General features: G+C 73.1%; 9 protein-coding genes. 6 read left to right on the forward strand and 3 right to left on the reverse strand.

Annotation, left to right across the window (positions count from 1 at the left end; all coding sequences use genetic code 11):
• On the reverse strand, nt 1–1,530 hold a 1,530-nt coding region (locus tag AB0K03_RS24095), incomplete at its 3' end, for a TPM domain-containing protein (RefSeq protein WP_364688440.1).
• Nucleotides 1,531–1,595: 65 nt separating this feature from the next.
• On the opposite strand from AB0K03_RS24095, the gene AB0K03_RS24100 reads away from it, so the two are divergent.
• Together AB0K03_RS24100 and AB0K03_RS24105 are read left to right on the forward strand one after the other, a co-directional pair.
• Nucleotides 1,596–2,681, forward strand: a complete 1,086-nt coding sequence (locus AB0K03_RS24100) for an S-(hydroxymethyl)mycothiol dehydrogenase (RefSeq protein WP_364688442.1) — start codon at nt 1,596–1,598, stop codon at nt 2,679–2,681.
• Complete coding sequence (locus AB0K03_RS24105; protein ID WP_364688444.1) at nt 2,681–3,286, forward strand: MBL fold metallo-hydrolase; 606 nt, start codon at nt 2,681–2,683, stop codon at nt 3,284–3,286. The genes AB0K03_RS24100 and AB0K03_RS24105 overlap by 1 nt, the downstream gene beginning before the upstream one ends.
• On the opposite strand, the gene AB0K03_RS24110 is transcribed toward AB0K03_RS24105, so the two are convergent.
• Entirely contained in the window at nt 3,283–4,629 is a 1,347-nt protein-coding gene (locus tag AB0K03_RS24110; RefSeq protein ID WP_364688446.1) for an MGH1-like glycoside hydrolase domain-containing protein, read from the reverse strand. The two genes, AB0K03_RS24105 and AB0K03_RS24110, sit on opposite strands and share 4 nt — an antisense overlap.
• Nucleotides 4,630–4,761: 132 nt before the next feature.
• Nucleotides 4,762–5,829 carry a DNA polymerase ligase N-terminal domain-containing protein gene (locus AB0K03_RS24115; protein WP_364688448.1) on the reverse strand — a complete coding sequence of 356 codons (1,068 nt, stop codon included), beginning with the start codon at nt 5,827–5,829 and terminating at the stop codon, nt 4,762–4,764.
• 72 nt (nt 5,830–5,901) lie between these two features.
• Here AB0K03_RS24115 and AB0K03_RS24120 point away from each other — a divergent pair, with 72 nt between their 5' ends.
• The 4 genes from AB0K03_RS24120 to AB0K03_RS24135 all read left to right on the forward strand — a co-directional run bounded on the left by AB0K03_RS24120 (nt 5,902) and on the right by AB0K03_RS24135 (nt 11,902).
• Entirely contained in the window at nt 5,902–6,567 is a 666-nt protein-coding gene (locus AB0K03_RS24120; RefSeq protein WP_364688450.1) for a helix-turn-helix domain-containing protein, read from the forward strand.
• 328 nt (nt 6,568–6,895) lie between these two features.
• Nucleotides 6,896–8,005 carry an FAD-dependent monooxygenase gene (locus AB0K03_RS24125; RefSeq protein WP_364688452.1) on the forward strand — a complete coding sequence of 370 codons (1,110 nt, stop codon included), beginning with the start codon at nt 6,896–6,898 and terminating at the stop codon, nt 8,003–8,005.
• Nucleotides 8,006–8,128: 123 nt separating this feature from the next.
• On the forward strand, nt 8,129–9,880 hold the full coding sequence (gene ctaD, locus AB0K03_RS24130; RefSeq protein ID WP_364688454.1) for a cytochrome c oxidase subunit I: 1,752 nt from the start codon (nt 8,129–8,131) through the stop codon (nt 9,878–9,880).
• A gap of 651 nt (nt 9,881–10,531) precedes the next feature.
• A complete protein-coding gene (locus AB0K03_RS24135) occupies nt 10,532–11,902 on the forward strand; it encodes an MFS transporter (RefSeq protein ID WP_364688456.1) in 1,371 nt (456 codons plus the stop codon).
• Nucleotides 11,903–11,938: the final 36 nt, after the last annotated feature.

Raw genomic sequence — 11,938 nt, forward strand, 5'->3', positions numbered from 1 at the left:
CTGGCCGGGAGCGCCGCCGGCGCCCTGGCCGGGAGCGCCGCCGGCGCCCTGGCCGGGAGCACCGGCCGAGCCGCCGGTGCCGGCACCGCTCGAGGTGATCGCCGCGCGGCCGGCCGCGATTTCCACCTCCAGCTCGGCGATGAGCGCGTCGGCGGCGCTGCGGGCCGCGGTCAAGTCGGATGCCGCGCGGTGCACGGCCGCCACCAGCTGCTCGGCCTGCCCCACCGCCTGCTCGGCGGCCCGGACGGCGAGCGCCGCCTCAGCCCGAGCCCCGCCCGGCACCCCGGCCCCGGGCCCGGGCCCGGCCGCCTCGTCCGGTCCGTCGTCCGAGGTCGTCGCCGCGTCCGGGGCCCCGGCTCCGGGCCCGGCCGCGTTGCCCCGTCCGTCGTGTGAACTCGTCGCCGCCCCCGGCGTTTCCGCGGAGGTGAGCGCCGCACGCGCCCGTGCGATCGCGTCTGCCGCGAACTGCAGGCGTTCCCGGGCCTGGTCGACGTTTCCCGAGACGCCGGTCACCGTCTGGCCGTCGTACTCGGCGAGGAGCTTCCGCCGGACCGCCGCGGCCTCCAGCAGCGTCGCCTCGGCCGCGCGTCGCCGCTGGTCGGCCTCCGCCGCCGCCTCGGCCGCGCGGCCCTCCAGGTCGCGGAGCTCGTCGAAGGCCTCGGACTCCGCGTCGAGCCGGTCGTCGGCCGCCCGGCAGCGGGCGATGATCTCGGTGAGGGTGCGGCGGCGCGCCTCCTCGGCGGGTGCCGGCTCCTCCTCGAGGGTCATCCGGAGCCGGAAAGCCTCGGCCACGTCCTGGCGGGACGCCTCCAGCGCCGCGCGGAAGCGGGCTGTCTCGGCCTCGCCGTACTGGGCGGTGGCCAGGGCCAGCTCGCTCTCGCTGGCGCGCAGGTCGTCGTCGAGCTCGATCAGGAGCGCGTTGGCCTGGGCGGTCAGCTCGGCCGTCGGCGGCCCTTCCGGCTGGGCGGGAGCGGCCGGGCGGGCGCGGCGCCGGCGCAGGAAGACCCAGAGGAGGCCGCCGGCGATGACCGCCGCGAGGACCACGAAGATCCACACGTACGAGGCTGAGCCGCCGCCGGCCGCCTGCTCGTAGCCGGAGGTGGCCGCCACCACCGCGCCGGCCCAGTCGTTGCGGCTCAGCGCGGGCTCGATGTCGTCCCGTTCCACGTTGCGCAGTTCGGTGTCGGAGAAGCGGGAGTCCTGCGGGAACGACGTCCAGTACGCCCGGTCGCGAACGGCCACCGCCAGCAGCGCGTCGCGGTCGCCGAGGTCGCTCAGGCGGGCCGTCTGCTCCGTCCACTCCTGGGCCGGGGTGCCGTCGAAGGAGTCGACGTACACGACGAAGAGCTGGATGCCGGTCTTCTGCTGTAGCGAGCTCAGCGCCGCGTCCACCCGCGCGCGGTCGCCGCCGAGCGCGCCGGCCGAGTCGGTCACCTGGGTGGCCAGGCGGGACGGCGGATCCGCCCGGGCCGGCGCGGGCACGAGCAGCAGGGCCAGAGCGATCAACAGGATCCGGCGGGCGAACGTCACCCGCTCACCGTAGATCCTGGGACCGACACTTCGCGCCGCCGGGCGCGGGTGGCAAGGTGGTCATCATGAGCCAGCGAGTCAACGGAGCCATCGCCCGGGCCAAGGGTGCACCCGTCGAGGTCACCACCGTCGTCGTGCCGGATCCCGGCCCCGGCGAGGCCGTCGTCCGCATCCAGGCGTGCGGTGTGTGCCACACCGACCTGCATTATCGGGAGGGCGGGATCAACGACGACTTCCCGTTCCTGCTGGGCCATGAGGCGGCGGGCATCGTGGAGACGGTCGGCGAGGGCGTCACCGACGTCGCCCCGGGCGACTTCGTGGTGCTGAACTGGCGGGCCGTCTGCGGTCAGTGCCGCGCCTGCCGCAAGGGCAAGCCGTGGTACTGCTTCAACACCCACAACGCGGCTCAGAAGATGACGCTCGAGGACGGCACCGAGTTGTCGCCCGCCCTGGGCATCGGCGCGTTCGTCGAGAAGACGCTGGTGCACGCCGGTCAGTGCACGAAGGTGGACCCGGCCGCCCGGCCCGCCGCGGTGGGCCTGCTCGGCTGCGGGGTCATGGCCGGCATCGGCGCGGCCATCAACACCGGCGGCGTGACCCGCGGCGACTCGGTCGCCGTCATCGGCTGCGGCGGGGTCGGCGACGGGGCCGTGGTCGGCGCGGCGCTGGCCGGCGCCTCCACGATCATCGCGATCGACACCGACGACCAGAAGCTCGAGTGGGCCCGCAAGTTCGGCGCCACCCACACGATCAACGCGCGGGGCACGGACGTGGTCGCCGCGGTGCAGGAGCTCACCGGGGGCAACGGCGCGGACGTCGTCGTCGAGGCGGTCGGCCGCCCGGAGACGTACAAGCAGGCCTTCTACGCCCGTGACCTGGCCGGCACGGTGGTGCTGGTCGGGGTGCCGACCCCCGAGATGACGATCGAGCTGCCGCTGCTCGACGTCTTCGGCCGCGGCGGGGCGCTCAAGAGCAGCTGGTACGGCGACTGCCTGCCGTCCCGCGACTTCCCCATGCTCACCGACCTCTACCTGCAGGGCCGGCTCGACCTCGACGCGTTCGTCACCGAGGAGATCCGGCTGGACCAGGTCGAGGAGGCGTTCGGCAAGATGCACACCGGCGGCGTGCTGCGCTCGGTGGTGATGTTCTGATGGGCGTGCGCGTCGATCACGCGGTTACCAGCGGCACGTTCTCGCTGGACGGGGAGACGTTCGACGTCGACAACAACGTGTGGGTGGTCGGCGACGACAGCGAATGCGTGGTCGTCGACGCTCCGCACTCCGTACCCGCGATCCTCGAGGTGGTGGACGGCCGCAAGGTCGTCGCGATCGTCCTCACCCACGCCCATGACGATCACGTACGCGTCGCCCCGGAGCTCGCGGAGCGCACGGGCGCGCCGTTGCTGCTGCACCCGGCCGAGGACGTGCTGTGGAAGCTGACGCACCCGGGCGTGCCGATGCCCGCGCCGCTCGCCGACGGCCAGGAGATCACGGTCGCCGGCACGACGCTGCGCGTGCTGCACACGCCGGGTCACAGTCCGGGGGCCGTCTGCCTGTACGCGCCGGACCTGGGCTGCGTCTTCACCGGTGACACCCTGTTCCAGGGCGGCCCGGGCGCGACCGGCCGCTCCTACAGCGACCGGCCGACGATCGAACGGTCGATCCGGGAACGGCTGCTCTCCCTGCCCGGCGACACCGTGGTGCACACCGGCCACGGCCCCGACACCACGATCGAGGCGGAGTCGAAAAGCCTCTAGGCCGCGTGGGCGTAGGCGGGCACCGAGCGGTCGGCGAGCAGGTCGAGCGTGAGCGCGGCGGTCCAGCTGAAGCTCGGCGCCCCGATGCCCCGGCCGGTGACGGGGTGGAAGTACTCGAAGTGACCGGAGCCGTGGACCAGCCGCAGCATCGCGAGGCGGAGGTCCTCGGCCTCGTCCCGATACCCGTGCACCAGCATGCCCCGGCGCAGCAGCCAGTTGACGTTGATCCAGATCGGCCCTCGCCAGTAGCGCAGCGGGTCGAAGCCGGGCGCGGTCCGGTCGTAGCTCGGCACCGGCAGGCCGGTGGCCTCGGGCAGGCCGAAGCGCGGCGACGCGGCCTCCGCCATGACGGCGGCGGCCCGGTCCGCCGTCAGGTCCGGCAGCATCAGCGGAAGCAGGCCGTTGATGCATCGGGCCGGGCTCAATGCACGGGTACGCACATCGCGCGAGCGGAACGTGGCCGTGCTCTCGTCGTACAGGTGTCGGCAGACAGCCTCGGTGATCTCCCGTGCCCGACGCCGGTGCCTGCCGGCGTCGGCGCCGACCACCCCGGCGATGTGGGCGAGGGCCAGTTCCGCGGCGGCCAGGATCGAGTTGAAGCCGGGGCACTCCACGACGAAGCCGTGCCGGTGGGTGAGGTCCGTGTCGGCGTACCCGCCGTCCCGGTAGTTCGCGACCAGCCCGACATACCGGGCGTAGTCCAGGTCGGTGGGGCGGTGCGCGGCGTCGGCGACCTCGAGGTCGCGGCGACGGAAGCGCCGCAGCAACCCCAGATCGGCCGGTACGGCGGCCAGCGCCGCATCCCATGACGGGCTGTTGTCGAGGCCGGACTCCCACGGGTGCACGATGCTGGCGAGCCCGTCGCCACCGGCGTCGCGGCGTCCGCTCAGGTAGTCCTGCTGAGCCACGAGCCGCGGGTAGAGCCACTTGAGCTGGTCGCCGGCCTCGCGGGCGCACACGGCGCCGTGCGAGACGGCACGTCGGTAGACCTCCCAGGCGGCGAGGGCGTGCAGCGGCGGCTGGGTCAGCCCGGTGCTGCCGCGGGCCGGCCGTCCGGCGTACGCGGGCACGTCCCAGAACGCCGGCCCGGGGAAGTAGTCGCCCTCGGCGGTGCCCGGGTCGAAGACGATGTGCGGCACCCGGCCGTCGGGCCACTGCGCGTCGAAGAGGCTGCGCAGGTCGCGCCACGCGCGCGTCGGATTCACGTACGCGAGCCCGATGGCGATGAATGCGGCGTCCCAGCTCCACTGGTGCGGGTAGAGACGGCGCGACGGCACCATGTGGTCGGCGGACCAGTTCGTGTCGAGGACGGCAGCGGCGGAGTTCCACAGTTCAGCAGACATGTCACGAGTCACAGCGCAGGTCGGGAGCATCTGCATACTGACCTTTCCGCCGCCGGGACCAGCAAACCTCCCTGATCGGACGGGCCGCGCCGAGCTGAAGCACTATCGGCGGAAATACGGCGCTTCGCGTCATCACGCGTCGATCGAGAGCCAGAGCCGGCTGCGCCGCCCCGGCAAATACGGCGAGTCGAGGCGCTTCGCGACGATGCCGCCGAGGCCCTGCGCCCGGGCCGCCTCGAGCGCGAAGGTGCCACCACCAGGGAAGTACGGCGGCGTCTGCCAGTTCTCACCGGCCACGCCGAGCCCTTCCAACAGCTCCCGTCGCTCGGAGTAACGCATGAGTTCCACCGTCGAGTGGCCTTCCAGCCACAGCAGGTCGTACGCCAGGAACTGCACCGGGGTCCGCTCGGCCGCCCGGCGGGCGGCCGCGGGATCGCGCGGGGCCTTGCGGCGTTCGAGCAGGTCCGGCGACACGGACGAGCCGTCGAAGGCCGCGATCTCGCCGTCCAGGACGGCTTCCAGGGGCGCGAGCGCCTCCCCGAGCGGCCGCACCTCCGGATACCACGAGGTGACGTCGTCACCCGCCGCGTCGGTCAGGCGTACGCGACCGCCGGAGACGTACGCGATGGTGCGGCGGCCGGCCCAGCTCAGCTCGTACCCCCAGTCGCCGTCGTCCGGGGGCAGCCCGGCGGCCCTGGTCGCGAGCATGGGTTCGACGGCCTCGGGCATGCTCTCCCAGCCGGGCTCCGGCGGGTCCATGCGGCGCACCATCCAGTCGCGGCCACCGGTCTGGAAGAACACGTACCGGCCCGAGGTGCGGTCGCCGTGGAACGTGACACCGATCTCGTCGTCGCGCCATTTGTCCGCCTCGTACGTGCCGCGGTCGTGGATCGTCATGCGGCCGCCGCCGTACTCGCCCTCCGGGATGTCGCCGGCGAAGTCGAGGTATTCCAGCGGGTGGTCCTCGGTGTGTTTCGCCAGGTAGTTACGGGCCCGGTCGCGGGGGAGGCCGCGTGGCACGGCGAACGACACGAGGACGCCGTCGCGTTCCAGCCGGACGTCCCAGTGCAGGCTGCGGGCGTGGTGCTGCTGGATGACGAACCTGTTCCGGCCCGTCGGCCGGGGCCGGCCGCGCGGTACGGGCTCCGGCGTGCGCCGCGCGTCTCGCTTGCGCCGGTACTCGGCCAGTTGGTCGGTCATTCATCGATTGTCCGCCCGAACTACACCAGTGTCATTCGCTGAACTGTCGTACCCCCGTGGCACGGTCGGCCCATGTACGCCGAATGGCCCTCGACCCTGCCGCACGTGATCGCGTGGCGCAGCACCGTGCCGCCCGGCACCCCGCCGAAACGCATCCTGCCGGACGGCTGCCTCGACGTGATCTGGCAGGACGGCCGGGTCTTCGTGGCCGGACCGGACACGACGGCGCAGCTCGCCGCCGTGCCGCCGCACAGCCGGCTCTTCGCCGTGCGTTTCGCCGACGGCGTGGGTCCGTCCGTGCTCGGTGTCCCCGCCGACGAGCTGACCGACCGGCGGGTGCCCTTCGACGCGCTCTTCAGCCCCGCCGAGACGCGCCGGCTGGCCGAGGCCGGCGATCCGCTCGCCGCCCTCGAGGCCTTCACCCTGCGCCGGCGGCACCGGCCGGACCGGGCGATGGTCGCGCTCGCCGCCGGCGCCCGGGCCGGCGCCCCGATCGGCGCGATCGCGGAGTCCTGCGGCCTCAGCGCGCGGCACCTGCACCGGCGCTGCACAGCCGCCTTCGGGTACGGCCCGAAGACGCTCGCCAAGATCATGCGGATGCAGCGCGCCGTGGCGATGGCCCGGCGCGGCCGCCCCTTCGCCGACGTCTCCGTCGCAGCCGGGTACGCCGACCAGGCCCACCTGGCCCGCGACGTGAGGGCGCTGGCCGGGGTGCCGCTGAGCAGGCTCGTCCGATGAGGACCGTCCCGCGCGCCGCCGGGCCGGGGGTGCGGATCGTCCCGCGCGCCGCCGGGCCGGGGGTGCGGATCGTCCCGCGCGCGGCCGGGCCGGGGGTGCGGATCGTCCCGCGCGCGGCCGGGCGGGTGGGCGATGAGGATCGTCTCGCGTGCCGCCGGGCCGGGGATGGGGCTCGGCCGGGCGCGGCCGGGCCGGTGGATCGGACACTTCGGAGTGTCCGTCTCGAACAAAACGGACGTGACCAACGACGCGGGTTTCGTGGTTCGGTGGCGGCCGGTAGTGTCTTGGCTCCGACGCGTATCGAACACCCCTCGGAGGCGGTGCTGCGATGACCTTGCGCATCCTTGTCGTGGGCGCCGGCGTCAGCGGTCTCGCCGCCGCCCGAGGCCTCCGGATCGCGGGCTTCCGCCCCGACGTGGTGGAGGAGCTGCCCGCCACCATGCTGCCGGGCGCCGGCATCTACCTGCCCGGCAACGCCTCCCGGGCGATGCGCCAGCTGGGCCTCGACGCTCCGCTGCGCCCGCTCGGCGATCTCATCTTCCGGCAGGTCTTCCAGGACAGCGCCGGCCGTGAGCTGTTCGAGATGGACGTCGCCGCGCTCTGGGCAGGCGTCGGGGAGTCCCGCGCCCTCGCCCGCGCCGACCTGCAGCAGGTGCTGCTGACCGGCGTCGGTGGCGAGGTGCGCTACGACATCGCCGTGCGTGACCTGGCGATCGTCGACGGCGCTGCCAAGGTCGAGTTCAGCGACGGCGCCGTCGCCGAGTACGACCTCGTGATCGGCGCGGACGGGCGGCGCTCCACGGTGCGGGCCAAGGCCGGGCTCGGCGGGGCGGCGACCCCGACGGGCCAGATCGTCTACCGCAGCGTGGTCGGCGGCGGGCCGCCGCTCAGCGACTGGACGGCGCTCCTCGGGCGCCGTTCGCAGTTCGTGGCCATGCCGATGGGTGGCCGCCGGCTGTACTGCTACGCCGACGAGACGGTCGATCCCTCCGCGGCGAACCCCGCGGACCCCCACGCCCGCCTGCGCGAGCTGTTCGGCGGCTTCGGCGGCTGCGTTCCCGCCGTCCTCGACGCGATCGAGAAGGTCCAGGTGGCGCGGACGGACGAGGTCGTGATCGACGGCTGGTCGACGGGGCCCGTGCTGCTGGTCGGTGACGCGGCCCACGCCACCGCGCCCAGCCTGGCTCAGGGCGCGGCCATGGCGCTGGAGGACGCCGTCGTGCTCGGTGAGGTCCTCAAGGCCGCCGGCGGCGACGTCCCGGCGGCGCTGCGGGCGTACGAGCAACGCCGGCGCGGACGCTGTGACCAGGTGCGCGAGCGCACCCGCGAGCTCGACCGGACCCGCGACGTGCCGCCCGGAGACCGCGACCCTATGCTGCGGGAGCGGGGTCAGCAGATCTTCACCGATCAGTACCGCGGGCTGGTCGAGCCGTTCTGAGACCCGGGTGGTCTTTGGTCACCCCGCGCCCGCCGGGGGTCGGCGGGGGACTATTCTGCCTGCGAGGTACGCCCTTCACGCGGGCGTACGCAGTGGGACGAAACGAGACACCGGAGGCTATCCGTGACGACCGTCGCGCCTAAGCCGATCGTGACCAGGCCCTGGCCGGTCAGGCAGCAGGTCAAGGGTTCGGCCATCGCGCGGATCCTGCGGACGACCGACGCGAAGCAGATCGGGATCATGTACATGATCACGGCCTTCGTGTTCTACATCCTCGGCGGGTTCATGGCGCTGCTCATGCGCAGCGAGCTCGCCCGCCCGGGCATGCAGTTCCTGTCGCCGGAGCAGTACAACCAGCTGTTCACGATGCACGGCACGATCATGCTGCTGTTCTTCGCGACGCCGATCGTGTTCGCATTCGCCAACTTCGTGGTCCCGATCCAGATCGGCGCCCCCGATGTGTCGTTCCCGCGGCTCAACTCGTTCGCGTACTGGCTGTACCTGTTCGGCGGCACGATCACCATCGCCGGCTTCCTGACGCCCGGTGGCGCGGCGGACTTCGGCTGGTTCGCGTACACGCCGCTCAGCGACTCCCTGCACTCTCCGGGCGTCGGCGGCAACATGTGGGTGGTCGGCCTGGCGCTCTCCGGCCTCGGCACCATCCTGGGCGGCGTCAACATCATCACGACGATCATCACGCTGCGCGCGCCCGGCATGACGATGTTCCGGATGCCGATCATGACGTGGAACATCCTCGTCACCAGCCTGCTGGTGATCATGGTCTTCCCGTTCCTGGCCGCCGCGCTGTTCGCGCTCGCCGCCGACCGCATCCTCGGCGCCCACGTGTTCGACGTGAACACCGGCGGGCCGATGCTCTGGCAGCACCTCTTCTGGTTCTTCGGCCACCCCGAGGTCTACATCATCGCGCTGCCGTTCTTCGGCATCATCACCGAGGTCATCCCGGTCTTCAGCCGCAAGCCGGTCTTCGGTTACAAGGGCCTCGTCGGCGCGACGCTGCTGATCGCGGCGCTGTCGATGAGCGTGTGGGCGCACCACATGTTCGTCACCGGCCAGGTGCTGCTGCCGTTCTTCAGCTTCCTGAGCTTCCTCATCGCGGTCCCGACCGGCATGAAGTTCTTCGTCTGGATCGGCACGATGTGGCGGGGCCAGATCAGCTTCGAGTCTCCGATGCTCTTCGCCATCGGCTTCCTGGTGACGTTCCTCTTCGGTGGTCTCTCCGGCGTGCTGCTGGCGGCCCCGCCGATCGACTTCCACGTCTCCGACTCGTACTTCGTCATCGCGCACTTCCACTACGTGCTGTTCGGCACCATCGTGTTCGCGGTGTTCTCCGGCATCTACTTCTGGTTTCCGAAGATGTTCGGCCGGATGCTCGACGACCGCCTGGGCAAGGTCCACTTCTGGCTGACCTTCATCGGCTTCCACACCACGTTCCTGGTGCAGCACTGGCTGGGCGCCGAGGGCATGCCGCGCCGGTACGCCGACTACCTGCCCACGGACGGCTTCACCACACTGAACATGATCTCCACGCTGGGCGCGTTCGTGCTCGGCGCGTCGACCCTGCCCTTCATCTACAACGTGTGGAAGTCGTACAAGGTCGGCGAGCTCGTCACGGTCGACGACCCCTGGGGCGCCGGCAACTCCCTGGAGTGGGCGACGAGCTGCCCGCCGCCGCTGCGCAACTTCGACCGCATGCCGCGCATCCGCTCGGAGCGCCCGGCCTTCGACGCGAAGTACCCGGAGCTGGCCGCGGGTGAGCAGTCCATCTCCGGCCCGCCGGAGGGCGGCGCCCGCATGCTGCACCCGGACTCGGACGGCGGCGCCACCTACAAGGAAGACCTCAGCGACCACAAGTAAGCAGAGCTGACGCTCGCGTAGCACCGAGAAGCCCGCCCCGGGGTCCGACCGCCTGGGCGGGCTTTTCCGTGCCTCACGCCTGCCCGCACCCAGCCCGACCGCCCGAACGTCCCTGACCACCGGCCCTGGTCGCCGCCTTACCACCGCGCCGGCCGCCGGTCGCCGGTCGCCCCGGCTGCGGCGCCGAGCCGTCCCGGCCGCTGCGCCGGCCGCAGCGCATCGCACGTGGCCTTGCCGGGCTGTTTGTGCCGCCGAAGCGGTCGCCTCGGTGCCGCTCAGCTGCACCCGCTCGCGCAGCGGTCGCGTCGGCCCCGCCGGGCTGCGCCGGCTCGCGCGGCGGGCTGCAGCGGTCGCGTCGGCCCCGCCGGGCTGCGTCGGCTCGCGCGGCGGGCTGCAGCGGTCGCGTCTGCCCCGCCGGGCTGCGTCGGCTCGCGCGGCGGGCTGCAGCGGTCGCGTCTGCCCCGCCCGGCCGCACTGACCCCCAGCAGGGCCGCAGCGGCTGACCCCCGCGCCGCACATGCCCGTCCCGGCAGGCCGTTGCGCACAGCGATATCCGGCCCGTGACGCGGGGCTGCCCGGGGTGAGCTCCGTCAAATGCATTGGGAATGTCGTACCCCTGGCGGAGACTGTCGGGCGGAGGTTAGGACCGCAATGACACTCACGCCTTACCGGGAGACGCTCGCCCTGCGCGGGATCAAGTCGCTGCTGATCGTGGCGACGCTGGCCCGTATTCCGATCACCGCCGGGAGCGTCGTGCTCACCCTGCACGTCACCCAGGACCTCGGTCTCGGGTACGGCGCCGCCGGGCTGGTGGGGGCCGCCTTCACCGTCGCCGCCTCGCTCGGCGCCCCGGTGATGGGCCGGATCACCGACCGCAAGGGGCTGCGTCCGGTCCTGGTCCTCACCACCGTGGCCGAGGTGGCGTTCTGGACGGCCGCGCAGGGCGTCCCGTACTGGGCGCTGCTCGTCGCCGCCCTGATCGGTGGCTTCCTGACCTTGCCGGCGTTCGCGGTGGCGCGGCAGTCGATCGCCGCGCTCGCGCCCGAGTCGCACCGGCTTCCCGCCTTCGCCCTCGACTCCATCACCACCGAGCTGTCGTTCATGGCGGGGCCCGCGCTGGGCGTGCTGATCTCCACGACCGCCGGGGCCCGGGTGGCGATGCTGGTGGTCGGCGGCGGCATCCTGCTGTCCGGCGTCGGGCTCTACCTGCTCGACCCGCCGATCCGCGGCCACGACGAGGCGCCGATCTCCGCCGGTCACCGGGTGCCCCGCAGCGCCTGGCTGCGTCCCCGCCTCATCGCCGTGCTGGCCATCACCAGCGCCGCCACGCTGGTGCTCAGCGGCACGGACGTCGCCGTGGTCGCCATGCTGCAGCACTCCGGCGAAGTGGAGTGGACGGGGGCGGTGCTCGCCATGTGGGCGGCGTACTCGTTGCTGGGCGGATTCACGTACGGGATGGTCCGGCAGGGCCTGCCGCCGCTGCTCCTGCTCGCCCCGATGGCCCTGCTGACGATCCCGGTCGGCCTCGGCGGCTCGCACTGGTGGCTGCTCGGGCTGCTCCTGCTCCCGGCCGGCGCCCTGTGCGCGCCGACGATCACGGCCACGGCCGACGCGGTGAGCCGTCTGACGCCCGCCGCGGCGCGCGGGGAGGCGATGGGGTGGCACAACTCGTCGCTGACCGTCGGCGTGGCGCTCGGTGCCCCGCTGGCCGGCGTCGTGATGGACGCGCTGTCGCCGACCTGGGGCTTCGCCACGGTCGGCGGGGTGGGCGTGCTGGTCGCGCTGCTCGTCGCCCCGATCGAGCTGCGCCGCCGCCGCGCCGAAGAGGCCGCGGAGGCCGAAGAGCCCGAAGAGGCCGCGGAGGTGGTCGAGGCGGCCACCGAGACCGCGCGGGAAGCGACCGCCGAGCCGGCCGCGCAGGGCGCCGGGACCACGGCCGTTGAGGTCGGCGCGTGGGAGAACGGCGCCGCGGGACCGGCTGTGGCCTTCCCCGCCGAGGATGCGCCGACCGCGGCTCGCTAGAGACGGTTCCGCGGGCCGGTCGGCGACCACCGGCCG

Origin of the sequence: Actinoplanes sp. NPDC049316 (genome assembly GCF_040677315.1) — a bacterium.
GTDB lineage: Bacteria > Actinomycetota > Actinomycetes > Mycobacteriales > Micromonosporaceae > Actinoplanes.